The sequence below is a fragment of the Acinetobacter sp. WCHA45 genome (assembly GCF_002165255.2).
Taxonomy (GTDB): Bacteria; Pseudomonadota; Gammaproteobacteria; order Pseudomonadales; family Moraxellaceae; genus Acinetobacter.
The window spans coordinates 509,151-534,295 of record NZ_CP028561.1 but is presented as its reverse complement, the minus strand read 5'-3'; the positions used below and the strand labels follow the sequence as shown (position 1 = coordinate 534,295).

At 39.7% G+C, this 25,145-nt stretch carries 27 protein-coding genes; 8 read left to right on the top strand and 19 right to left on the bottom strand.

The window, feature by feature from the left end:
• Positions 1-99: 99 nt before the first annotated feature.
• From CDG55_RS03905 to rpmI, 3 genes are all read right to left on the bottom strand, one after another.
• Positions 100-657 carry an NADAR family protein gene (locus CDG55_RS03905; protein WP_087536624.1) on the bottom strand — a complete coding sequence of 186 codons (558 nt, stop codon included), beginning with the start codon at positions 655-657 and terminating at the stop codon, positions 100-102.
• A gap of 92 nt (positions 658-749) precedes the next feature.
• Positions 750-1,109 carry a 50S ribosomal protein L20 gene (gene rplT / locus CDG55_RS03900; RefSeq protein ID WP_004664213.1) on the bottom strand — a complete coding sequence of 120 codons (360 nt, stop codon included), beginning with the start codon at positions 1,107-1,109 and terminating at the stop codon, positions 750-752.
• 11 nt (positions 1,110-1,120) lie between these two features.
• Positions 1,121-1,315 (bottom strand): 50S ribosomal protein L35, encoded by a 195-nt coding sequence (gene rpmI / locus CDG55_RS03895; RefSeq protein WP_004637967.1) that lies wholly within the window; start codon positions 1,313-1,315, stop codon positions 1,121-1,123.
• 236 nt (positions 1,316-1,551) lie between these two features.
• Between rpmI and CDG55_RS03890 the strand changes: the two genes are divergently transcribed.
• Positions 1,552-2,805, top strand: a complete 1,254-nt coding sequence (locus tag CDG55_RS03890; protein ID WP_087536606.1) for an MFS transporter — start codon at positions 1,552-1,554, stop codon at positions 2,803-2,805.
• Between the two features lie 33 nt (positions 2,806-2,838).
• Here CDG55_RS03890 and CDG55_RS03885 read toward each other — a convergent pair whose 3' ends face one another.
• Both CDG55_RS03885 and CDG55_RS03880 read right to left on the bottom strand, forming a co-directional pair.
• Positions 2,839-3,264 carry a YqaA family protein gene (locus tag CDG55_RS03885; RefSeq protein ID WP_087536605.1) on the bottom strand — a complete coding sequence of 142 codons (426 nt, stop codon included), beginning with the start codon at positions 3,262-3,264 and terminating at the stop codon, positions 2,839-2,841.
• 26 nt (positions 3,265-3,290) lie between these two features.
• The gene (locus tag CDG55_RS03880; protein ID WP_087536604.1) at positions 3,291-3,908 is read right to left on the bottom strand and encodes a glutathione S-transferase N-terminal domain-containing protein; all 618 of its coding nucleotides are present in this window, start codon (positions 3,906-3,908) and stop codon (positions 3,291-3,293) included.
• Positions 3,909-4,197: 289 nt separating this feature from the next.
• Between CDG55_RS03880 and CDG55_RS03875 the strand changes: the two genes are divergently transcribed.
• Positions 4,198-4,671 (top strand): Hsp20 family protein, encoded by a 474-nt coding sequence (locus CDG55_RS03875; protein WP_087536603.1) that lies wholly within the window; start codon positions 4,198-4,200, stop codon positions 4,669-4,671.
• Positions 4,672-4,731: 60 nt separating this feature from the next.
• Here the strand turns inward: CDG55_RS03875 and infC are convergent, their stop codons facing one another.
• Both infC and thrS read right to left on the bottom strand, forming a co-directional pair.
• The gene (gene infC / locus CDG55_RS03870) at positions 4,732-5,283 is read right to left on the bottom strand and encodes a translation initiation factor IF-3 (protein ID WP_081399795.1); all 552 of its coding nucleotides are present in this window, start codon (positions 5,281-5,283) and stop codon (positions 4,732-4,734) included.
• Between the two features lie 5 nt (positions 5,284-5,288).
• Positions 5,289-7,211: a threonine--tRNA ligase gene (gene thrS, locus CDG55_RS03865; RefSeq protein ID WP_087536602.1), complete on the bottom strand. Its 1,923-nt coding sequence runs from the start codon at positions 7,209-7,211 to the stop codon at positions 5,289-5,291.
• Positions 7,212-7,475: 264 nt separating this feature from the next.
• Between thrS and CDG55_RS03860 the strand changes: the two genes are divergently transcribed.
• Positions 7,476-9,119: an acyl-CoA synthetase gene (locus tag CDG55_RS03860; protein ID WP_087536601.1), complete on the top strand. Its 1,644-nt coding sequence runs from the start codon at positions 7,476-7,478 to the stop codon at positions 9,117-9,119.
• 46 nt (positions 9,120-9,165) lie between these two features.
• Here CDG55_RS03860 and yjgA read toward each other — a convergent pair whose 3' ends face one another.
• The 9 genes from yjgA to mazG form a co-directional block, all read right to left on the bottom strand.
• The gene (yjgA, locus tag CDG55_RS03855; protein ID WP_005164369.1) at positions 9,166-9,705 is read right to left on the bottom strand and encodes a ribosome biogenesis factor YjgA; all 540 of its coding nucleotides are present in this window, start codon (positions 9,703-9,705) and stop codon (positions 9,166-9,168) included.
• Between the two features lie 2 nt (positions 9,706-9,707).
• A complete protein-coding gene (locus CDG55_RS03850; protein WP_004664196.1) occupies positions 9,708-9,977 on the bottom strand; it encodes an HPr family phosphocarrier protein in 270 nt (89 codons plus the stop codon).
• Positions 9,974-10,825, bottom strand: coding sequence for an RNase adapter RapZ (rapZ, locus tag CDG55_RS03845; RefSeq protein ID WP_004664195.1), 852 nt, complete (start codon positions 10,823-10,825; stop codon positions 9,974-9,976). The genes CDG55_RS03850 and rapZ overlap by 4 nt, the downstream gene beginning before the upstream one ends.
• Before the next feature lie 23 nt (positions 10,826-10,848).
• A complete protein-coding gene (panC, locus tag CDG55_RS03840) occupies positions 10,849-11,694 on the bottom strand; it encodes a pantoate--beta-alanine ligase (protein ID WP_087536600.1) in 846 nt (281 codons plus the stop codon).
• A 3-nt stretch (positions 11,695-11,697) separates the two neighbouring features.
• Complete coding sequence (gene panB / locus CDG55_RS03835; RefSeq protein WP_004664191.1) at positions 11,698-12,507, bottom strand: 3-methyl-2-oxobutanoate hydroxymethyltransferase; 810 nt, start codon at positions 12,505-12,507, stop codon at positions 11,698-11,700.
• Between the two features lie 39 nt (positions 12,508-12,546).
• The gene (folK, locus tag CDG55_RS03830) at positions 12,547-13,035 is read right to left on the bottom strand and encodes a 2-amino-4-hydroxy-6-hydroxymethyldihydropteridine diphosphokinase (protein ID WP_005164362.1); all 489 of its coding nucleotides are present in this window, start codon (positions 13,033-13,035) and stop codon (positions 12,547-12,549) included.
• Positions 13,032-14,486, bottom strand: coding sequence for a polynucleotide adenylyltransferase PcnB (gene pcnB, locus CDG55_RS03825; protein ID WP_005214590.1), 1,455 nt, complete (start codon positions 14,484-14,486; stop codon positions 13,032-13,034). The genes folK and pcnB overlap by 4 nt, the downstream gene beginning before the upstream one ends.
• Before the next feature lie 139 nt (positions 14,487-14,625).
• Positions 14,626-15,054, bottom strand: a complete 429-nt coding sequence (locus CDG55_RS03820; protein WP_087536599.1) for a ComEA family DNA-binding protein — start codon at positions 15,052-15,054, stop codon at positions 14,626-14,628.
• Positions 15,023-15,829 (bottom strand): nucleoside triphosphate pyrophosphohydrolase, encoded by an 807-nt coding sequence (mazG, locus tag CDG55_RS03815; protein ID WP_087536598.1) that lies wholly within the window; start codon positions 15,827-15,829, stop codon positions 15,023-15,025. Before mazG ends, CDG55_RS03820 begins: the two co-directional genes overlap by 32 nt.
• A 93-nt stretch (positions 15,830-15,922) precedes the next feature.
• Between mazG and CDG55_RS03810 the strand changes: the two genes are divergently transcribed.
• From CDG55_RS03810 to CDG55_RS03790, 5 genes are all read left to right on the top strand, one after another.
• Positions 15,923-16,696, top strand: a complete 774-nt coding sequence (locus tag CDG55_RS03810; RefSeq protein ID WP_087536597.1) for an SDR family oxidoreductase — start codon at positions 15,923-15,925, stop codon at positions 16,694-16,696.
• A gap of 201 nt (positions 16,697-16,897) precedes the next feature.
• Positions 16,898-18,268 carry a COG3014 family protein gene (locus CDG55_RS03805; RefSeq protein WP_087536596.1) on the top strand — a complete coding sequence of 457 codons (1,371 nt, stop codon included), beginning with the start codon at positions 16,898-16,900 and terminating at the stop codon, positions 18,266-18,268.
• An 18-nt stretch (positions 18,269-18,286) separates the two neighbouring features.
• Positions 18,287-18,694, top strand: a complete 408-nt coding sequence (locus CDG55_RS03800) for a DUF1425 domain-containing protein (protein ID WP_087536595.1) — start codon at positions 18,287-18,289, stop codon at positions 18,692-18,694.
• Between the two features lie 28 nt (positions 18,695-18,722).
• Positions 18,723-19,325: a penicillin-binding protein activator LpoB gene (gene lpoB, locus CDG55_RS03795; RefSeq protein WP_005164332.1), complete on the top strand. Its 603-nt coding sequence runs from the start codon at positions 18,723-18,725 to the stop codon at positions 19,323-19,325.
• 73 nt (positions 19,326-19,398) lie between these two features.
• Entirely contained in the window at positions 19,399-20,400 is a 1,002-nt protein-coding gene (locus CDG55_RS03790) for a CsgG/HfaB family protein (protein WP_171287531.1), read from the top strand.
• Positions 20,401-20,500: 100 nt separating this feature from the next.
• Here CDG55_RS03790 and CDG55_RS03785 read toward each other — a convergent pair whose 3' ends face one another.
• From CDG55_RS03785 to CDG55_RS03775, 3 genes are read right to left on the bottom strand one after another with little or no spacing between them, the layout of a single operon-like run.
• Entirely contained in the window at positions 20,501-22,807 is a 2,307-nt protein-coding gene (locus CDG55_RS03785) for a RelA/SpoT family protein (RefSeq protein WP_004664174.1), read from the bottom strand.
• Between the two features lie 31 nt (positions 22,808-22,838).
• Positions 22,839-24,248 carry a 23S rRNA (uracil(1939)-C(5))-methyltransferase RlmD gene (rlmD, locus tag CDG55_RS03780; protein WP_087536593.1) on the bottom strand — a complete coding sequence of 470 codons (1,410 nt, stop codon included), beginning with the start codon at positions 24,246-24,248 and terminating at the stop codon, positions 22,839-22,841.
• Between the two features lie 9 nt (positions 24,249-24,257).
• Entirely contained in the window at positions 24,258-25,079 is an 822-nt protein-coding gene (locus CDG55_RS03775; protein WP_087536592.1) for a 3'-5' exonuclease, read from the bottom strand.
• Positions 25,080-25,145: the final 66 nt, after the last annotated feature.

Below are 25,145 nucleotides of genomic sequence, written 5' to 3'. Positions count from 1 at the left end.
ATATGTTGAATCAAATCGTATCGTTATAACATCAACATCTTTGAGCAGACTATAAGGGCTATATAGTACAGAGTATAGCTTCTTCTCCAAGGCTCAATATTACTGGGCCAGAAATTGAGACCGCACCTGCATCAGCGCAAATCCAAGTAAGTTTAACCCCTGCCATTGGTTCGGGTCTTGGATATGCTCGTGATCTTGTGCCATACCAATCCCCCAAATCTGATCGACAGGCGATGCTTCAACCAAAATACGTTCATGCGTAGTAAGTAGAAAATCTCTTAGTTCAGGATGCTGTGAAAATTTAGCCAAATTTGCCTGTACTACGATCTCAAAACGCTTTTCCTGCCACAATTTCTCGTCATAATGCTGTACTTTCCGACCGAGCTGTTTTGCTTCATTCGGGTGTGTGACCTTCAAAATCTGTTGAAATATCTCATCATCGTTAAAGAGTTTTGCTTTTTGCGCCATCATATAATGTTCCGCCGTGAGATATTCAATACCCTCCTGTTTGAATGGCGATGGAAACCACTGGCTAAAACAACTTTTGTCTACATGATTGGTTTGCTTTGGGGTATGTCCCCAAAAATATAAATATTTAAATGGTTGACCTTGTTGGACTTGTTGAATTAAATCATTTAAAAATTTTTCGTCTTGCATCATCTATCTCTGATTATTATCTATTATTGAAAATCCAATTCACTAAAAATAAAAAAGACCGCTAAAAAGCGGCCTTCTTTGAATCTCTAAGCTTATGCAGCTAATGCACCTTTAGCTTTTTCAGCTAAAGCAGCAAATGCAACCGCATCATGCATAGCGATGTCAGCTAATACGCGACGGTCGATGATTACTTGCGCTTTTTTCAAGCCATCGATCATACGACTGTAAGACAAACCGTTAAGACGAGCACCAGCATTGATACGCGCAATCCATAAAGCACGGAATTGACGTTTCTTTTGACGGCGGTCACGGTAAGCGTATTGACCAGCTTTGATTACCGCTTGGAACGCTACGCGGTAAACGCGTGAACGAGCACCATAGTAACCTTTAGCGCGAGCAAGAATTTTTTTGTGACGGCGATGAGCCACTACACCACGTTTTACACGAGCCATTTATAATCTCCTTAGATGTATGGGCACATAGCACGAACTGATGCAACGTCACTTACGTGAACCATTACACAACCGCGCAATTGACGGATACGCTTAGCAGATTTTTTGGTCAAAATGTGGCGCTTGAATGCTTGTTTGCGCTTGAAACCGTTTGCAGTCGCTTTAAAGCGTTTAGCTGCACCACGGCGAGTTTTTAACTTAGCCATAGTAACCTCTTTTGGGCACCTGTTCGGCTCGTTTGCACTATTGCAAATCGACCTGCAGGTAAGGAAGGCAGTATCATATAGCATCTGCCTTTAAAACAAAAGTAAAATGCTCATTTTTTAACAGCAACTACTTTATTTTTCTCAAACGTTATTTTCCATAATTAATTCTCAAATTATGAGAAACATCCACAAAATCAGCGCCTATAATAGAATCAAATTATTAAATCTTTATTCTTATGAATATTCAGAATGACGCATTCGCCGCGTTACGGTATCGAGATTTCTCTATCGTGACCTTGAATCAATTTTGCTTAACACTGGCAATTTTAATTCAGGAAATTATTGTTGCTTATTCACTCTATCAAATCACTCGTGATCCCCTAACCTTGGGTTTTATTGGTCTAGCTGAAGCAATCCCATTTATCACGCTTTCTTTATGGGGTGGTTATGTTGCAGATAAACTGAATAAACAAAGCATTATGAAGGTCTGTTTATTCTTTTCCATTCCTTTACCTTTGGTTCTTTGGGGCTTATTTCATTTACATGGCTTAGAAAAAATTGGTATTAGCACACTTTCTTGGGGCATCTATGCTGTCATATTTGCCTTGGGTACTATTCGGGGTTTTTACAATCCATCAGCCACTTCACTCAAACCCTTTTTAATTCCACGCGAACTGTATGCAAATGGTGCAACTTGGACCACCATCGGTTGGCAAAGTGGTGTCATTATTGGGCCAATGTTGGGTGGTTTTATGTTGGCATTTCTGGGACGTGAAACGAGCCTTTTTGCAGTATCAGCATTATTGGCAATCTGCTTTATTTTGATTAATTGCTTACAGAAACGAACATTCCCAAAAATGGAAACTGAGAATGTCTTACAAAGCCTGACCGATGGTTTCCGCTTTATTTTGAAAACCAAAATTGTTTTATGGGCAATCTCACTAGACTTGGTATCGGTACTCTTTGGTGGTGTGATTGCTCTGTTGCCCATTTTTGCAGAAGAAATCTTAAAGGTCGGCCCTGAAGGTTTAGGTTATCTACGCGCCGCCCCTTCGATCGGCGCACTGATTACTATGATTGTCCTGACCAAGTTTCCGCCAATGCATAACGCTTGGCGGAATATGTTATTGGCTGTCGCTGGCTTTGGTATTTTTACCATTCTGTTCGCCTTTTCAAACAATATATGGCTATCACTATTTACCTTAGCCATGACTGGTGCGTGTGACAGTGTTTCTGTTGTGGTTCGTCAAACTGTGCTACAAATTTTCCCACCTGAAAATATGCGAGGTCGAGTGGCTGCGGTAAATGGAATGTTCGTTTCATCGAGTAATGAACTCGGGGCTTTTGAATCAGGTCTAGCAGCCAAATATCTCGGAACAATCACTGCGACCATATTTGGTGGTTGTATGACGCTTGCAGTTGTAACTTACTGTTGGTTTAAAACCAGCGATTTATTTAAAGTCGATATTACTAAAGGTACTGATCATTAAAGGTTTAGGGAAAGGTTAAACTTTCCCTATTTTTCAAAAAACTCCAAGATATAACACATACAATGTTAAATAACGCCCACCTTTGGCGATGGTGACAATCAATAAAAATCGCCAAAAATTTTCTTTCATCAATCCTGCAATCAAGGTAATCGGATCACCAATCACAGGTGTCCAACTCAGTAGCAGCGAATAAAAACCATATTTATGATAGATCTGTTGTGCCTGCTCTAGACGCTGCCCAGAAACAGGAAACCATTTTTTATCTTTAAAATGTTCAATTTTCAGTCCTAACCACCAATTCACACATGAACCCAAGACATTTCCAATGGTTGCAACCAAGATCAGATAAAGAGGGTTGGAAAGCCCTTGTATCAATAAGGTTATTAATACTGCTTCCGACTGTAAAGGTAATAAGGTTGCCGCCCCAAAAGCAGATATAAACAACAACCAATAACTCATGAGGCAAACTTAAACACGGTAAAATATTAGACTTGGATCGATAAAGCTTTTTGTATCGCAGAGCGCGCCGTTAAGCGTTCAATATAGTCTTGCACATATGGATAATCTTCAAGTTGAATGCCTTGCCATTCATAACGCAATGCCCAAGGCAAGATTGCCATATCAGCAATTGAATACTCACCTGCCACGAACTTCTGACCAATCAATTGCTTATTTAAAACAGTGTAAAGGCGTTTAGTCTCATTGATATAACGATCAATTGCATAAGGAATACGTTCAGGTGCAAATTTATTAAAATGATGATTTTGCCCTAGCATTGGACCAAACCCACCCATTTGCCACATTAACCATTGCTCTACTTCAACTCGCTCTTGTTCATCCGTAGGATAGAATAATCCAGTCTTCCGACCTAAATATTGTAGGATCGCACCTGATTCAAATACAGAAATCGATTCACCTCGTGGTCCATTTTGATCAACAATCGCTGGAATTTTATTATTAGGAGAGATTCTTAAGAAGTCTGGTTGGAACTGATCATTTTCCAAAATATTAATTGGAAAAATTTGATAATCCAAGCCCATTTCCTCAAGTGCAATGGTTATTTTATGTCCATTGGGTGTTCCCCAATAATAAAGATCAATCATTTTAAAATTATTCTCCATACACCGTAGATGGTGGCTCTTTACACACCTTAATAGATTTAAAAAGAAACAACAAGTTCTGCAAATTAAAAATAATTTTTTATAATTATCAATTATATATAAAATTTATTTAAAAAAATAGATCTTTAACTTGAATTTTTTAAACCCAAACATATATTAATTATTGTGTTAGAAATGACGATTTTTAACATTCTGTCGATGTTTATACATGGCAGGTTTCAGTTTTATCTTCTTATTTTTAAAACTTTGCTGACCTCAGGAGGTTCTAATCATGAGTAATCTAAATCTTCATCCTTTATTTCGTCGTAGCATTGGATTTGACCGTTTAAATGATTTTATTGACTACGCCATGCAAAGTGATACACCCAATTACCCTCCATATAATATAGAGAAATCTGGTGAAAACCGTTATCGCATTGTGGTGGCTACCGCAGGTTTTAGCCTAGAGGAATTAGGACTGAGTCTAGAAAATCAGCTTCTTACCATTTCAGGTAAACCTGAGGCTGTTCAGAAAGAAACAACTGAATATCTGCATAAAGGAATCGCGCGTCGTGCCTTTAAATTATCTTTACGCTTAGATGAACATATTGAAGTTCAACAAGCTGATTATGAGAATGGTTTATTGGTCATTGAGTTGGAACGAATCATACCAGAAGAGAAACTTCCACGCGAAATCCCAATTGGTAAGAAAAAACTTTTACTTGATCAGCCTGATTCTACAGAAAAAACTGTAAGCACTCAGTAATTATGCTTTAAATCAAAAAAGCCCTGCTATTCGAGCAGGGCTTTTTTGATGATTGGATGATTACTTTTTCTTTTTCGGACCAAGTAACATGCCCATCTGACGACCTTCCATCTTCGGCGCTTGTTCAACTACGCCAAACTCAGCAACGTCAGCTTCAATTTTTTGCAATTGAGCCAAACCAAGCTGTTGATGTGCCATCTCACGACCACGGAAACGCAAGGTAATTTTTACCTTATTTCCTTCTTCAAGGAAACGTAAAATTGCACGCAATTTTACTTGGTAATCACCTACGTCCGTTGCAGGACGTAACTTGATTTCTTTCACTTGCACTTGATGCTGTTTTTTCTTCGCATCTTTTTGCTTTTGCTTTAAGTCAAATAAGTGCTTGTTGTAGTCCATGATTTTACAAACAGGCGGTTCTGCATTAGCAACAATCTCAACAAGGTCAAGATTAGCTTCTTCAGCAGCACGTAATGCTTCAGTTAATGAAACAACACCTTTTTGTTCTCCATCTGCAGCGACGAGGCGTACTTCTTTCGCACGGATCTCTTCGTTAATTGCAGGACGGTTACTTTTAGCACCTTGTTGCTGGTTACGGTCAGGCTGTTTAATCTTTATTACTCCACAATGTACCGGCCGCGTTCGGCAACGGCAGATTTCACTAGGTCAATAAATGCATCTACTGACATAGTACCTAAATTTTTTCCTGAGCGAGTACGCACATTAACAGTACCTTCTTCAACTTCTCGATCACCAAGAACTAGAAGGTAAGGAATACGCTCTAGGGTACGCTCACGAATCTTAAATCCGATCTTTTCATTTCTCAAGTCAGAAATAGCACGAATACCATTTTCTTTGAGTTTTGCAACCACTTGTTCACATGCTTCTGCTTGTGAATCAGTAATATTCATAACACACGCTTGAATTGGTGTTAACCAAGGCGGCATAAAGCCCGCATAGTGTTCAATTAGTATACCAATAAAACGCTCAAAACTACCAAGAATTGCACGATGAAGCATGACTGGTTGATCACGATCATTGTCTTCAGTGACATAAGACGCATCTAAGCGAATTGGTAAGTTGAAGTCACATTGAATCGTACCGCACTGCCATACACGGCCTAAGCAATCTTTCAATGAAAATTCAATTTTCGGACCATAGAATGCACCTTCACCGGGTTGTAAATCCCAAGCCAAGCCTGCGTTATCTAAAGCATCCGCCAAAGATTTTTCAGCCAAATCCCAAAGTGCATCATCACCGACACGTTTTTCAGGACGTGTAGACAATTTCATTTGTACTTCTTCAAAGCCAAAGTCTTTATAAACATCTAAAGTCAGCTTAATAAAGTCAGCAACTTCTTTACCAATTTGTTCTTTAGTACAGAAAATATGCGCATCATCTTGGGTAAATCCACGAACACGCATAATCCCGTGTAAAGAACCTGATGGCTCATTACGGTGACAAGAACCAAATTCAGCCAAACGAATTGGTAAATCACGGTAAGATTTCAGGCCTTGGTTAAACACTTGTACGTGACAAGGACAGTTCATTGGCTTAACAGCATAGTTACGACTCTCTGAATGAGTTGTAAACATGTTGTCTGCGTAGTTGGCTGCATGACCAGATTTTTCCCAAAGCGTAAAATCGACGATTTGCGGCGTTTTAATCTCTAAATAGCCATTGTCTTGCTGAACTTTACGCATGTATTGCTCAAGCACTTGATAGATTGTCCAACCATTTGGATGCCAGAACACCATACCCGGTGCTTCTTCTTGCATATGGAATAAATCTAAAGCTTTACCAATTTTACGATGGTCACGCTTTTCTGCTTCTTCAATACGTTTGATATATGCAGCTAACTGTTTTTTATCAGCCCAAGCTGTACCATAAATACGTTGAAGCTGTTCATTCTTCGCATCACCACGCCAGTAAGCACCAGAGATTTTTGTGAGCTTGAATGATTTTAAGAATTTAGTATTTGGTACGTGCGGACCACGACACATATCCAAATAATCTTGATGGTAGTACAAGCCCATTTGTGTTTCATTCGGCATGTCTGCGATCAAGCGCAATTTGTATTCTTCGCCACGTGCTGTGAATTCTGCAATCACCTCATCACGTGGTGTCATTTTTTTGATGACATGATAATCCTGATCAATGAGCTTTTTCATACGCTCTTCAATCGCTGCCATATCATCTAAAGTAAAAGGACGTGGCATCCAGATGTCATAGTAGAAACCTTCTTCAATGACTGGACCAATTACCATTTTTGCTTCTGGAAACAGCTGCTTAACAGCGTGACCAACGAGATGTGCGCAAGAGTGACGAATAATTTCTACGCCTTCTTCATCTTTAGGCGTGATAATTTGTACAGTTGCATCTTCGGTAATCAAGTCTGAAGCATCGACTAAACGATCATTGACACGACCTGCTACGGTATTTTTCGCAAGACCAGGACCAATGCTTAATGCAACGTCCATCACAGATACGGCTTGATCAAACTGTTTTTGATCGCCATTTGGCAAAGTGATAATTGGCATAATAAAATCCTTAAGGAGTGATGCCCTATACGAAGGAGCATATCACCGCGAGATTATGTATTGAGGCGAACCTCAAAAGATAAAAAACGGCGGATAAAAAAGTATTCAAGATTTTACACAGGTTTAGTTGAGGATGAAACCTTTGAATCATAAAAACCTAGATTGATTAGGCTTCATCTCCGACTAAAGCCTAAATGATTTAGACTGAATGACACACTATGTTGATATAGATATAAATGAAAAAAACACAAATGGAGCAAACACATGGTTAGTGCATATGATGAATTACCGAGAACCCCTGCAAATTTCGTTGCTTTATCGCCTTTACGTTATTTAGAACGTGCTGCTTATATTTATCCACACCAAGCCGCAATTATTCATGGGGAACGTCAAATCACATGGCAACAAAGCTATCAACGTTGCCGCCAGTTTGCACATCAGCTCACTCAGTTAGGAATTCAAAAGAATGATACCGTTTCGGTACTCTTGCCGAATATACCTGCAATGATTGAGGCACATTTTGCTGTACCAATGGCAGGTGCAGTACTCAATACGCTGAATACTCGCCTCGATGCCAAAACCATTGCTTTTATGCTGGCTCATGCAGAATCAAAAGTTCTTTTGGTCGATCCAGAGTTCAAATCACTTGCTGAAGAAGCATTAAAGCTGATCACTCAAGATATTATTGTGATTGATGTATTTGATCAGGAGTATGAAGGTGAGCAAATTGCACTTGGGCAATATGAATATGAATCGTGGTTAGCTAAAGGCAATCCTGAATTTGAATGGCTACTTCCACAAGATGAATGGGATGCGATTAGTCTGAATTACACTTCAGGCACCACAGGCAATCCAAAAGGTGTGGTTTATCACCATCGTGGTGCTTACCTTAATGCGGCCAGTAATATTTTGGCATGCGGCATGAAACCTCGTGCGGTTTATCTATGGACGCTACCACTATTTCACTGTAATGGTTGGTGTTTTGCATGGTCAATTGCAGCTAGTGGCGGCACCAATATTTGCTTACGTCGAGTTGATCCAGTTTTAATTTTTAAATATATCGCTGAACACAAAGTCGATTATTTCTGCGGTGCGCCGATTGTCTTATCGATGCTCATCAATACTCCAGCAGAACAAAAAACAGCTTTCAACCACCATGTTGAAGTCATGGTTGCTGGAGCTGCCCCGCCCGTTGCGATTATTGAAGGTATGCGCCATATTGGAATTAATGTTAATCATGTCTATGGTTTGACAGAAACATATGGTCCATCGGCATTATGTGCTTCGCAAGCAGGATGGAGTGACTTATCTATTCAAGAACAAGCACAGCTCCACTCTCGTCAAGGTGTTCCTTATCCACTCCAAGACAGTATGCGAGTACTTGATCCTGAAACGATGCAACCCGTACCGAATGATGGGCAAACCATGGGCGAAATTATGTTCCGTGGTAATATCGTGATGAAAGGTTATCTCAAAAATCCACAAGCAACTGAAGAAGCTTTTAAAGGTGGTTGGTTTCATACAGGAGATCTAGCCGTTTGCCATCCTGATGGTTATGCCAAAATTACTGATCGCTCTAAAGATATTATCATTTCAGGTGGCGAAAATATTTCATCGCTCGAAGTCGAAGATGTACTTTACCGCCACCCTGCTGTACTCACAGCCGCAGTGGTCGCAAAACCTGATGAACGTTGGCAAGAAGTGCCTTGTGCATTTATTGAGTTGAAGCAAGGTGCATCTGCTTCCGCAGAAGAGATTATTGCACATTGCCAAAAAGAACTGGCTCGCTTTAAAGTTCCTAAAGATGTGGTGATTACTGAGATTCCAAAAACATCGACAGGGAAATTACAGAAATTTATTTTAAGAGAATGGGCAAAAGAACGAGCAAGCGTTTCGTTTGAGAATTAACCCCTAAAAACAAAAAAAGAAGTTTCAACTGAAACTTCTTTTGGCTTTAACCTTGATCAGATAACAAGGCGACTTGCTGTACATAGTTCACAAATTTGAGCTTGGATGCGGCAAGTTCTTCTTCACTCACCTGCTGTTTGATATCTCGATGAATGCGTAAAACATGCTGGCGCAAAGTATGGCGTTCAGAAGCATTAAACACTTTACTAAACTCATTAATGATTGGATCACCTTGATCAATCATTCGATCTACCCAACGCATCAATTGCATTTGTTTTTTAGCACCTTGTTGCGGTGTCAAATAAGATAAAATCGTGGTTTCATTTTCATTACGCAATAACTTACCAACACGTTGAAACTGACGACGACGTGCTTCAAATGAACTGATCTTCTGCACTTCAAGTAATGCATCAATCAAACGCTCATCGACAGGAAGCTTTTGAATTTGTTTTGGATTGAGTTGAGCCAATTGCTCACCTAAAGCAGCCATACGTTGCACAGCTTTTTTTTGCTCGGTTCTACTCGCACGCCCTTCTAATGACTCAAAATCTTCATCTGTATAACGTTGTTGGGTACCACGTGCCACTATTACTCTGCCTCATAAAATTTTGCTGCGAACAGCGTTTGAATTTCTTCCAGTGCTTTTTCTTCATCAGCACCATCAATCACCAATCTTAATGTTGTGCCTTTACCAGCACCCAACATCAACAATGACATAATATTTTTTGCATCAATCAATTTTTCACCCTTACCAATTTGTATCGAAGAGCTAAACTTGGTTGTGACTTCAATAAGTTTACCAGATGCACGTGCATGTAAACCGAGTTTATTAATTACATCAATTGTTGTGTCTATCATGACCAGTGCTTCATTTCTCTATGTAAGATTTGGACAGTCCATTTTGCCTTAAGAGCCTGTTTGAGTCTATCCACGATATAAACTGAACGATGTTGCCCACCTGTACATCCCACTGAAATAGTCATGTAATGTCGATGTCCTTCCGCAAAAGCTGGCAACCATTTTTCCAAGAAGTTATAAATATCGGTAAACATTTCATTGGTTTGTTGATTGCTTTCTAAAAAACGGCAGACGGGATCATCCAACCCAGAAAGACGACGCAACTCCAAATCCCAGTGCGGATTAGGTAAATGACGAACATCAAATACATAATCGGCATCAAGCGGAATGCCATGTTTATAGCCAAACGATTGTAGAATCACAATCAACTTATCAGACTGCCCCAATCGAGACAGCAAGATATGTTTGAGATCATGGACACTTTTACCCGTCGTATCAATATGCACCGTAGAGCGGAATTGTATCGGGATGAGCAACTGTTTTTCTTCCTGTATACATTGCAACAGGCTATTAAAACGATTTGCTAAGGGGTGTGGTCTACGCGAAGAACTAAACCGTGCAACTAAGTCTTGATCTTGCGTGGTTAAATAAATGATATCCACCGTACCATGTTTTTTTAATTGCTCAAAAACATGATCGAACTCTTGCATATCCGCACGAGTACTTCGAATATCCACACCTAAAGCTAACTGCTCTAAATTATTTTCATGATCCAGTTTAGCTACAATTTCAGGCAATAATGCCAAAGGTAAATTATCTATACAATAATAGCCCAAATCTTCAAGCACCTGTAATGCAGATGATTTTCCTGAACCTGACTGTCCTGTAACGATAAGAATACGCTTCATCGCATATCGCCCTTTAATTTATTTTATGTTTTGAAATTAATTTGTAAATTATCAATCAAACGTGTTGAACCTAATTTAGCCGCAATAAATAAAACTAAATCACGATCAAACTCTTCAATTGGTTGCAAATTAGGTTGACGAGCCTCTACATAATCCACAACAAATCCAGCTTGTGTCAATTCCGTTGAGATATTTGCTAACACTTGCGAAAGTGTTTGCCCCTCTCCCAATCCAACCTCAGCTTGTTTTAACAACTGATAAATTGTTGGCGCAATACTTCGTTGCTCTTCTGACAAATAACCATTGCGTGAACTTAAAGCCAAACCATCTGCTGCTCGTACAATTGGTACACCGATGACTTCTAATGGAATATTTAAATCCTGCACCAACTGACGAATTACAGCCAATTGTTGATAATCTTTTTGCCCAAAAAAAGCATAATCGGGTTGTACAATATTGAATAGTTTAGTGACAACAACCGCCACGCCATCAAAATGACCTGGACGCGATTGACCACATAAATCATTGGTAATTTGACTAACACTAATATTAGTTAAACGAGGCTGCTTGCCATACATTTGATCGACAGAAGGGGCAAAAATAATGTCACACCCTACATCTGCCAACAAACGACTATCTTGTTCTAACGTACGTGGATAACTATCAAAATCTTCACCCGCACCAAACTGGATTGGATTAACAAAAATACTCACCACCACGACATCACAGATTTTTTTTGCAGCGCGCACTAAAGTCAAATGACCTTCATGCAAGTTCCCCATAGTTGGAACAAAACCAATAAGTTTTTTTGCTGTTCTTGCGGGAGCTAATGATGCAGTTAAGCCTTGTATTGTTGTTTCTGTTTTCATGAGTTAGAGCTCAACTTGAAAAGTGTGTTCTTTAGCAGGAAATGATTGGTTTTGAACAGCTGCATGATACGATTTAAATGCATCTACAATTGCTGTTTCGCCCGCTTGTTCTTTCATGAAATTACGCACAAAACGCGCAACTCGACCAAAAGTCAAACCAAGCATGTCTTGTACAACCAAAACTTGTCCATCAGTTTCATTGCCTGCACCAATACCAATCACTGGAGTATTAGGAAATAGTTCAGCAATTTCCTTGCCTAACTGAGCTGGAACACACTCTAATAATAATACCGCAGCACCTGCATCAACCACAGCTTGGCAATCCGCAATTAATTGATCTGCTGCTTCACGCGTTCGTGCTTGAAGTTTATAGCCACCGAATACGTGTACTGATTGTGGCGTTAAACCCAAATGCACGCAGACAGGAATACCATTACGTGTCAAAACTTGGACTAATTCACTTAACCAAGCACCACCTTCGATCTTGACCATTTGCGCGCCAACTTGCATCACTGCTTTCGCATTTTTCAAACCATCTTCAAGCGTTGCATAACTCATAAATGGTAGATCAGTCATAATTAAGGCGTGCGAATTACCACGACGTACAGCTGCTGTATGATAAGCCATATCTTCAACTGTCACAGGAAGTGTGGAATCTCTTCCTTGAATCGCCATTCCTAGAGAATCACCAATTAAAATTGTATCAATTTCAGCCAATTCCATCGCTTTAGCCATACTTGCATCGTAACAAGTAAGACATGAGAACTTACGTCCATCAGCTTTAAATTTTCTTAAGTCACTTAGACTAATCATGATGATATCCTCTGCAGGCATTTCCAGAACGAAACAATCTTACGCAGTTGCCCAAGATTGATCTGCGATTACAGTCAAGTTTGCTTGCTGCACTAGTTCTAAATCTTTTAATGAGTGCCCATTTAACTGTAAATGAGCATCTAAATCTAATAAGGGAAGGATCACAAAATCACGTTCTAAAATACCAATATGTGGTACGGTCAAACGTTCATTTTGAATCTGCTCTTGACCATAAATCAATAGATCTAAATCAAGCGTGCGCTCTCCCCATCGCCTTAAACGAATACGACCAGCTTCTTGCTCAAATTGTTGTAATTGGTCTAATAAGGCAAGTGCTTCAAGTGTCGTGTCCAATTGAACAACGGCATTTAGATAATTTGGCTGGTCCTGAGGACCCATCGGTGGACTTTGATAAAGCCTTGAAACTTTTACCGAACCTAAACTAGCCAACTTCACAACAGCTTCGCTAAGAATCTGTTGTGAATCACCTAAGTTACTGCCTAAACCGATATAGGTACGAATAGTCATTGCGTCGGTCCAAAAACCACTTGGCTCAGATCACGTTGTACACGCTTACGCTTAAGGATCGGATGATCTGCATTGATTTGTCCTGAAACGGCAGTCGCTTTTTCAATAAAACGGCTAGTTGATTCATCTGCTCTAACACGTTCTTTCTTGGCACGGCGGCTTCTCGGCTCAGGGACATTGACCAAAGGCTCAATCTCAGTGGTCTTTGGCTCATCAACTTCAACTGTCTTACGACGTGTTTTACTACGTTGACGGTTGTATTGACGAATTGCGACTTCTTTCTGATCGATTGACATTTCTTGGTAAGCTTCCCACCAAATACCCATACCTTCAGTGCTGCTATCACCTGATTTCTCACGTAACAACAAGAAGTCAAAGCCTGCACGGAAACGTGCATGTCCAGCTAAAGCTTCAATTTGCTGTGGTTTTGGATTGAGCAAACGGGTTTGCATTTCCCATACTTCACGAATGAAAGTTTCAGCAAAACGAGGAATAATGGTACGTGTGGCTTGACGTTTCAATACATCTAAACCAGCTTGGGCACGTGCTTCAGCAGGAACAACACCTTTATTTAAATAAAAATCACAACGCTCTAAGAACGGCTTCCACAACAATACTGCATAAAAAAATGCGGGATTAATGGTCTTACCAATTTGAATTCGTTGATCAGTATTTTTAGCTGCACGTTCGATAAAAGCTGTTAGATTTGGAGGAATTTCAGCAAATAATTGCTTCCAAACCCCAAACTCAATCAACATCGGCAAAACGCGTGCAAGATGTCCCATAGTAAATAATTTTTGAGACTCATCGTATAATCGATGAGGTGAAACGTCACGCAACAGTTGCGTCATTTCAACATCAAAAACATCAATAATCGATTGATCAATTTGGAAGTTGAGTTTCGCAGCAAAACGTAAAGCACGTAACATCCGAACAGGATCTTCTTCAAATCGCTGTGCAGGCTCACCTAGAAAACGTAAAGTGCGCGTTTTAATATCATCAACCGCATGACAAAAATCTAGCACGATCGCTTGGCGCGGTTGATAATACAAAGTATTAATTGAGAAATCTCGACGTGCAAAATCTTGCTCAATTGTTCCCCAATTATTATCTCGCAGGATCATACCAGAAGCACTGGTGACTGCTTTTTTGGGAGGAGCGCGGAAAGTTGCGACTTCAATCAGTTCGCGACCAGAATAAACATGTGCTAATTCGAAACGTCGACCAATAATTCGGCAACGTCGACCAAAAACTTCTTTCACTTGTGCTGGTGTTGCATTGGTGACAGCATCAAAATCCTTAGGATTAAGACCTAACATCATATCGCGAACACCGCCGCCCACAATATATGCCTCATAGCCCGCTTTCGTTAGGCTATCGATTACATCTAATATTGAAGAAGGGAGTTGGGCTGTGGACAAACCACATTTTGACGCACGCAAAGTTTGCAAAAGACACTGTCTCCTACGTCAGGACGTAAATAACAATTTGTCGCTAATCATAGCTCTAACACACTCAAAGGGCAATTTATTCTGTTGAAGTTTCAACAGATCAGTATCTTTTAATTGCAATATCATCTTTATTTTTATCCTATAATGCTAAGCGTGCTTTATTTTTCTCAAGCAATTTTGGACCAATTCCTTTTACATTGACCAACTCATCCACCGTTTTAAAACCACCATTCTTTTGGCGATATTCAACAATTGCCTGAGCCTTTTTCTCACCAACACCATTTAAAGTCTGTAACTGCTGTAAATTTGCTTGGTTCAAACTAATCTTATCGCCCTGAATATTGGTAGAAGATGAAACTTGCTGAGAACTCTTCTGTGGCGTAGGTCTTGATAAATAATAATTATTGTTAGGCTGCTTCGCTAATTGCTGATCACGTGCTTGTTGTTGAGCTTTCCATTTTTCATAGGATTGATCGAATGGCTGTGCACTTACATAAACAAAGCAGCTTAAAAATATAAAAATAAACAGAATAAAGTTATGTTTGCTGCGTGGTTGCGGCAAATTCATTGGATTTCCCCTGAAGTTTTAAATGTCGTTTTGCTTGCTCCCATAGTTCATCCATTTCTGCCAAACTCATTTCTTGCAAGTCTTTATTTTGTCTTTGTGCTTGTTGTTCAATATATGCAAATCGGCTTCTAAATTTATGAATCGTTGCCAATAATGCAGTCTCACTCGACACGCCAAGTTTACGTCCTACGTTAATTAAAGAAAATAGACAATCTCCAAATTCTTCTTGTATTTCATCAGTTTTTTGAGTTTTTATTGCCTGTTGCAATTCCTCTAATTCCTCATTTAACTTTCCATAAGCATCTTCAACTGTTTCAAAATCAAAACCTAGCTGCGCTGCTTTTTTTTGAATCTCATGTGCCTGTACCAATGCTGGCGCATGTTTCACTTCATCTAGTCGAGATTGAGCCTTACCTTGTTTTTCTTGTTGCTTAATTTGTTTCCATAGTTCACTGACTTGTTCTGGATCTAAATTTTGATATTTTTCAGCTTGAAATACATGTGGATGTCGACGAATTAATTTTTCACTAATCGCATCGACCACATCATGAAAATTAAATGCACCTTGTTCACTATACATCTGAGATTGGAACACGACCTGCAATAACAAATCGCCTAACTCATTACGAATTTCATTTAGATCACCCTCTCGAATCGCAGCTTCTACCTCATAGGCTTCTTCGATCGCATAACGCGTCAAACTATTTGGTGTTTGTTGTTGATCCCATGGACACTTTTGTCTTAATTCGTGCATGATTTCTAATAACTTTTCCATGAGTTTCTCCAAATACACCAAATTGTTGCAGCCTGAACCTGCTTATGCGTAATATACGCCGATTAAAGAAATATGATAAAGCAAGGGAAAGTAATGCAACATAGCGTATTTATCAGTGGGGCCGCACAAGGAATTGGTGCTGAGATCGCACGTATGTTTTATCGACAAGGTTATAAAGTCGGTATATATGATATTAATGATGAGCAAGCGCTTCGTTTAGCCAACGAACTTGGTGAAAATGCTAAAGCGGGTTATTTAGATGTCAGTAACTTTCGTCAGTGGAAAATAGCACTACAAGATTTTAAAAATTGGGCAGGCGAACTGAATATTTTAATTAACAACGCTGGAATCTTATACTCTGGCGCATTTGAAGAGACGTCAATTCAATCCCATCATCGCACTGTGGATATCAATATCAAAGGCGTTCTGAATGGTTGTCATGCTGGGTTACCCCATCTAGAAAAAGCGAGTTTTGCTCGTGTAATTAATCTTTCTTCAGCTTCAGCAATTTATGGACAAGCTGATTTAGCCTCATATTCAGCAAGTAAATTTGCTGTTCGTGGTTTAACAGAAGCCTTAGATGTAGAGTGGCAAAAATATAATATTCGTGTACTCGATGTAATGCCTTTATTTGTACAAACCAATATGGTGAAGAATATGGATGCGGGTAGTATTCAAAATATTGGCGTTGATTTAACCCCCGCTGATGTAGCAAAACAAGTATTACATCTAGCACAACAAAAAGATCATGCCCTGATTCCAACTCATACCCCTGTAGGTATCAAAACTAAGCTGATGTATCAACTCTCAAGCATTAGTCCACAGTTTTTAAATCGGCTGACTAATATTTTTTTATCAAAAAGATAAATTAAAAGATTCATTCAAACAATATTTGAATGAATCAAAATAAATAATTATGTTTCAAAAACTTATACTAATAAAAAAATCTTTTACTTTATAAAATAAAAATATTTATTAAATATCTCCTTAAATCCCTGTTAATTATTTATAACTTTTTGTATATTTACATAATTTTTTGATACATTTTGTATTTTTACAGGGGTTTATATGTCATCTTTATTATTAAAACCAAAGCTTTCACTCTTATTCATCAGTTGCATAAGTTTATCGATTTCTAGTTTAACAACTCAAGCACATGCTGGTTTATTTGATAACTATACGGATACGGCTCAAAATTTTCGTTCATCATTGACTCAACCGATATCGGCACCAACGCAAGAATTATTTGAAAAAAAAGCTAAAAGTAATGATGCAGCGTTGTATCTATTAGAAAAGGCGCGTTTAGAACAAGCAAACAAACAATATGAAGCCAGTAAGCAAACTTTTGAAAAAGCATTTGAACTATTAGATGCTCAAAATAATAAAGCAACAATTAGCGCCTCTAAATTAGGTTTTAAGGCACTTTCCCTCGTGAGTAATGATAGTGTAGCACCTTATAAGATTCCTGAATATGAACAGGTATTAGCACATGTTTACCAATCGATAAACTATCTAGCTTTAAATAATACTGAGGGCGCAGCTGTTGAAATGCGTGTAGCGCAACGTATTCAACGCGAAATTGAATTAGCTCATAGCAAAGAAGCAGAAAAAGCAGCAGCTAAAGGTCAAAATGTTAATTCTGCTCCAGCTGAATACGATGAAGCTTTAGCTGGACTAAATACAATTGCGGGTAAAGTAAAAAATACCTATCAAAATGCGTATGCATTTTATATGGCGGCAACATTATGGGAAGCCTTGGGTGAAAAAAATGATGCTTTAGTTGATTATAAAAAAGCATATGAACTACAGCCAAATGATTTTATTAAAAATGATGTAAAACGACTCGATAACGCCGCAAAGAAAGCAAATGGTCAATATCCAGTTGTTATTTTTCTGGAGCAAGGATTAGTTCCTCAAAAAATTTCTTCGACCTTAGCAATTCCAACACCAAATGGGTTAGTGAATATCTCATTTGCAAGCTATGACCCTTCAACCTATGTTGCACCAAGTCAGGTTGATGTGGCTGTAAATGGGAAAACCGTTGCAAATACAGCATTACTTACTGATATTGGTGCGTTGGCTGTAAAAACACTAAAAGAAAAGATTGCCGCTAATCTCACAACTCAAATTGCACGTTCTACAGCGAAATACGCTGTACAAAAAGAACTGGGCAATCGTTTAGGCGTATTTGGACAACTTGCAGGCAATATCTATAACACTGCCACAGAAAAAGCAGATGTTCGTGCATGGAATACCCTCCCAAGCAATGCACAAGTCACTCGCCTTTTACTCCCTGTTGGTAGTCATACCATCCAACTTAAAAACAACTATGCAAATCAATCGATCAATATTGAAGTGAAAGCTAATCAGACGACCTTCATTCATGGTATCGAAACCAACCAACAAATTGTCGCTGATAGCTTCAGTATCGCTAAATAACAACTTGAGTAAAACATAATGAAACAACGCCTTTTACCCATAATTCTGTGTAGCTTTAGCCTTGGCTTAACTGCATGTACAGCACCAAATGCGATGCGTACACAAACAGACCCAAATACTGGTGTAAGCAATGTCAGAACCATGACAGGTAATCCTATTCTCGCAACCCGTATTGGTGTCAATCGAATCAATATGGTCAGTCTTGGAGATATTAAAAAAGCATCACTCGCCTTAAAAAATGGTTGGTTCTACGAACAATCTTTTGAATACAAAGTTGTTTGGTTTGATGCCAATGGAACAGAAATCAATCCAGAAGGTGCAACTTGGAAACCAATCACATTACAAGGGCGTGAAGTAAAAACCGTTCAGTCTGTCGCACCCAATCCAAGTGGTGTTGATGTACTTATTTACATGAAGAAAGACTAATCAACAGCTTATTTATAAGGGGTAAAACATGAAATTCCGTACTTTGGCTTTAGCAACCACAATTGGCAGCATGGCATTGTTCAGTGGCTGTGCCTCTCAGGCTGTATCTTATGGCGATGCACAGGCAACTGAAACCTTAACCAAAGATTTTGGTTCAACCGACCTTCAACAAATCGCAGCCAAGATGGTTGATGACATGCTGGCGTTTCCACCCGTGATTGAAATGACTCAGGCTCGCCGTCCAGTACTGTTTGTTGACCGTATCAAAAACAAGACCCAAGAGCATATTGATACTGAATCCATCACTGACACCATCCAGAATAAACTAATTAATTCTGGAAAATTCCGTTTCGTTGACATGACTTCTGTCGGTGCAATGGCAGACCAGTTGGCTTATCAACAGCAAAGTGGCATGGTAGACAAACGTACAGCAGTGAAAACAGGCTCTCAAATTGCCGCTGAATACATGCTGAATGGTAACTTATCCAGCATCGTCAAAAATTCAGGCGGTAAGAGTGATGTGTACTACAAGTTCACTTTCAAATTACAAAACCTGAAAACAGGTATTGTTGAATGGACAGGCGAAAAAGAAATTCGTAAATCGGCTAAACGTGCTACTTTTGGTCTATAAACCATTCACAACAACAATAAACCCGATGCTCAGCACCTGCTGAACATCGGGTCATATAGAATGATAGAAAATGATGAAATCCTTACTTTGTGCAGCCCTGTTCTGCTTAACAACAATTCACTCAGCCAACGCCGCCCTACAAGAAGTCATGAAAGAAGCCACAGGTAGCGGCCCAACCCAACAACAGGCTATTGCAGAAGCCTTGCTGATTGCAGCCCAGTCTGTAAATGGCACCAGTGTTAGTTCACGCACTGACTTAGCGGAAGAAGTGAACATGGTGGTCAGCAACAACCATTGGAGCTACCAAGGAAAAACCTCACCTGTGTTCAGTGTTGAAACGCAGGGCACTAATGCGATTAATCGTTTTCAGGTGTTAAGTGTTTCGGGTTCGGGCAAGAACTACCGCGCCAAAGTGCGTGCTTATGTCAGCAAGTTTCAATCAAGTGTAGCGGATCAACACTTACGCCGTATTGCGGTTATGCCATTTCAATATAACTATTCAAAAACTCAACTCACAGATGGCAGTGATGCTGATGACTTTGTGACAGAAGTTGCTGATTTGGTCGGCACTCAACTGGCAAACTCACGCCAGTTAAGTTTGGTGAGTCGTGACTATATTGAGGAAATGGCAAGTGAAAATGCCTTTCTTCGTTGGGATGGTGCACCAGCAGAAATGGCAAGACTTGGGCAAAAAGTGGGTGCTGACTATATTTTAGTTGGACGTATCAATGAAGCAAAAACGACTCAAGGACGTTCATTTTATGGCGCTGTTCCAGCTGGGCAACAAGCAATCCGTCTAAATTGGCGAGTGATTGAGGTGAATACAGGAAAAGTTGCTGCTGCAGGAACTGTAAATCAACAGCAACGCCAATCTCTAGGAGAGCTTATTCATAATTCACAATCTACAACCTCATCAGACTTACTCGCACAACAAATAAGTAATGATGTCTTAAATGGCTTGTCTTTAATGCCGATCAGTTACCCTCGACAAAACTCGACACAAGTAGAGAGTTCAGAACCACTCTCGGATGCTGAACTCACACCAGGTTCGAGTGAAAAACCGATTCGTTGGTGATCGAATAATCTGTGTATATTCAATTTATGATTTTTTGTTGATGCAAAAAAGAACACTTTAAATTCGTTTAAAGTGTTCTTTTTTATAAATATAATGTCAATCAACTACCCTGAACCAAACGTCTTGCACTAATAATGCCTGGTTGCTGCTCTAAACGAGCCAATAAACGAGACAGTTGTGCCAAACCTTTCACTTCAATCAACAACTTCATATTGGCAATCCCATCTGCCTCAGAAATCGTATTGACCTGACGAATATTGATTTGATCTGAGAAAATCACTTGCGTGAGGTCTTTAAGCAGACCACGGCGATCATAAGCCTCAACCACGATTTGCACACTCTGACCACGGGTCGGTTGCATTTCCCAATCGGCTTCAACAGCACGTTCAGGCTCTTGAGTCGTCATACGCAAATAATCTGGACAAGCAACCTTATGGATACTGACACCACGATTTAAAGTGATATAGCCCCCAATCGACTCACCATGTACAGGTTGACAACACTGTGCAATATGCAATTCCACATTATCCAAACCGTCAATCAAAATCCCGTGTGCTGAGAGCGTATGGCTGGCACGTGGATTTAAGGCAGGTTTTAAAACCAGTTCAGGCTCATCTTGATCCAAGTGCATCTGACGATTCACTTGATTCATCAAAGCATGCAAACTGATATCGCCACTGACTAAAGCAACTAAAATGTCATCGCCTGATTTCAGATTAAAGTGAGATGAATAGTCTTTAAGATCGATACTTTTCGGGTGAATTGCTAACCGTGCTAACTCTTTATTGAGTAACTCACGCCCTACCTCAACATTCTTACTCCGATCTTGCTGTCTAAACCAATGGCGCAACTTGTCACGCGCACGAGCAGTTTTGATATAACCTAAAGAGTTCACCAACCAATCACGGTTCGGTTCACGATCTTTTTTGGTTAAAATCTCAACCTGTTCACCCGTTTTAAGCGTATAAGTTAATGGCACATAACGTTGATTGACACGTGCTGCATAACACTTATTACCTACCTCAGTATGTACATGGTAAGCAAAATCTAAAACCGTCGAACCTCGTGGCAATTCTTTAATATCACCATCACGACTAAACACATAGATTTTTTCAAAATTTTCAAAATCTTGAATTTGATCTATACCATTTGACTCTTCATCCTCGCCATGGGGTGTGGTTTCGGTACGCTCTTGATAATGTTCCAATACCGCACGTAAAGAATGTAGACGATGATTAAATGAATGATCGGTATTTTTTGCACCTTCTTTATAATTAAAATGCGAACAAACGCCCAGTTCGGCTTCGTTGTGCATTTCGAAGGTACGAATTTGTACTTCTAAAGATTTATTTTCAGCAATCACTGCCGTGTGTAATGAGCGATAACCATTGGCTTTTGGATTGGTGACATAGTCATCAAATTGGTTCGGGATATGACGCCACAGCTGATGCACAATACCTAAAGCGTGATAACAGTCTGGTACACTTTTGACCAATACACGCACTGCACGAATATCATAAAGCTGATCAAAACTCAGATTTTTACTTTTCATTTTTCGATAAATCGAATAAATGTGCTTCACTCGTCCAGTGATTTCCGCCTGAATATGATGCATACCCAGTTCAGTCTTTAGCTTATCAATCACAAACTGAATATATTGCTCTCGCTCTAAACGTTTTTCATTCAGCAACGATGCAATTTCTTTATAACGCTCAGGCGCCAAATAACGGAAAGCGAGATCTTCTAATTCCCATTTTAGTTGTGCAATACCTAAGCGATGTGCAAGTGGTGAATAGATCGTTAAAATCTCACGTGCAACGCGTTCTTGGCGTTCTTTACTTGCAGTGGCTAATTCACGTAAAGCATAAGTACGTTCAGCCAATTTGATCAAAACAACGCGTACATCTTCTGTCACTGAAATCAGCATTTTATAAATGCCGTTTAAATGCTCACGCTGATTGTTATTAAAATGATCTTCTAAACGTTTATTTTTTTCAATCAATTCAGAGAGCTTACCCATCGCAAGCGTGCCTTGTACAAGACCAAGCACCTGTTCGCCGAATTGCTGTTGAATATCCTCTAAAGTAATTAAACCTTCGCGCACACTTCGATACAACACTGCCGCTGACAATGTGTCTTCATCAACATGTAAATGCGCCAAAATATCAGCCATGCCAATACCTGTACTAAAGGTATTGCTACGATGATGAACCGTGGTTTCTAATTCTTTTGCCAAGGTCAGCTCTGCAACTTTTTGAAGTTGCTTTAGCTCCGCCCCATCCAAAATATCACGCACTCGATCTAGCCAAGAGACCAGACCACTTTGCGCTTCAGCGGCATGTTCTACAGTCGTTTCCTCTGACAACTCATGGAGTCGCCCAGGTAACTGCTCACGTACTGTGACCATACCATTCTCCTCTGGATATGTAACTCATTCTCTAATCGTTTATCTCTTGGGTCTTTTCAAATTGCTCAATTTTTTCAAATAAGGCAATTGATTCAACATGCTCAGTATGGGTAAACATGTCCATGACTGCCGCTTTTTTAAGTTGATAACCATATTGTGCCAGTACACCCGCATCCCTTGCTAGCGTTGATGGATTACATGAAACATAAACGATTCTTTTTGCTCCAAAATTAGGTACATATTGCATAACCTCAAACGCACCTGATCGAGGAGGATCAATTAATAATGCATCAAATCCCTGTTTTGCCCAAGAATGATGCGAAAAGTCTTTTGTTAAATCTTGTGAAAAGAACAATGCCTGAGACAATTGATTTGCTTTCGCATTTTCAGTTGCCCGTTGTACCATCTCATCACTTGCTTCAACACCAATGACCTGACCTGTCTCACCAACACAACGTGCTAAAGGTAAGGAAAAATTACCCAGTCCACAAAACAGGTCGAGCACTCTCTCCCCTTTCTGTAAATCTAGCAATTCACATGCCAAGTGAATCATCTTTGCATTTACACCGCTATTCACCTGAGTAAAGTCTAAAGGTGAAAATGCAAATTTAACCGCAAACTCATCCAGACTATAGTGCAAACGCATCGGTGCTTGAGCATCATCAACACGATGTAAACTATCTGCGCCTTTAGGTTGTAAATACAACTGCCAATCCTTTAGTAACGCAAATTGACGTAATTGGTTGACATCCGACACATTTAATTCATCCAAGTGGCGAATCAATAAGGCTGTCTCGGTATCACCCATTGCTAATTCTATATGACCAATGTGGGCTTTGCCTGTTAGACTTTCGAGTAGTTTTCTCAACTCTACTAAACTTTCGGACAAATGCTGATCAAGAACATGACACTGCTGAATCGGTGTTAAATGATTACTGTGATGTTCACGAAAGCCCATCACCAAACGATTTTGTTTCGCAATATAGCGAACGCCGACTCGAGCACGACGACGATAATCTATTTTTTCAGAGCGGATTGGATCTAACCATTGCTCTGGTTGTAAACCAGCAAAATGTTGTAAATGTGACTTTAATACATTCTGTTTTAATAAAATCTGTTCATCTGGATGAATATGTTGCAAGCTACAGCCACCACACACCCCAAAATGCGGACAAATTGGATCGACTCGTCCCACAGCCGCATCACTTTCTAGCTTAAGCATATCCGCTTCTTCTAAACGAGAAGTTTGATTGCTAATCTTGGCTTGTACTGTTTCACCCACGAGCGCATAACGAATAAAAACCTTCTTGCCATGCTTTTCTTTTGGATGATCAGGATGCGTTCCATAATGCGCAATCCCTCGCCCCTCATGAGAAAAAGCTTCGATTTGAAAGGTATATGTTGGATATTGAGCTGGGCGCTGTTTCGCTTTATGTTTCAAAAGATCAACCTAATTTTTTGGCGCAAACGTATTTGCGGTAAATACAGTATATTGCGATGTTTGTTGCCATACCTGTAAGAATTCTGTTTGTTGCGTTTGAGTTTGTAAATAATCGATCGTGGTTTGAAGCCAATGCTGATGATCATGTTGATTAAGCTGCCCTTTGAGCAACAACCAACGTAAATAGATCAACCATGTATTTAAAACATCACCTTCACAATAACTGGTCAGTTTTAACCATTGTTCAGTACTCACATACTCTGGCACATGATAACCCGTTTCACCACGCTTTCCAGGGAATCCCAACAGACAAGCAACATCATCAAGTTTTTGAAAATTTCGACCATTAAACATTGCCATCACATCCATCAAATCGACATGACGGTGGTGGTAACGGTTCTGGTAGTTGTTAAAGCGCTTTTGGTTATCAATTTCACCCTGATCAAACAGGCTGGGCGCAGAAAGCCCATGATACATGGCTCGGAACAGAATCACAGGCAAGTCAAACTGCGAGCCATTCCAGCTCACCAGTGTCGGCTGCTTCTTGTCAAAAATGGACAGGAATTTTGTCAGCATTTCAGCTTCTGTACTTTGCTCCTGACTAAATGAAAACAGGCGGAAGCCCTTTTCATCAATCCATAAACCTGAAATACAGACAATTTCATGCAAAGGTAGGCGTTGAAAATCCATACCAGATTCTTGACGGCGAATCTTAGTTAATGCTTGTTCAACATCGGCTTCAGGTAAATCAAGATGATAAAGATGAGCACCCGCCTTTAAATCGGTTAGTGTCTCAATATCAAAAACTAAAATTGGAAAACGTAAATTCATCTTGAAATCTCTTCAAATCCCTCCCAACCCACCTTTTATAAAGGAAGGTGTTCTCCCTCTTTTTAA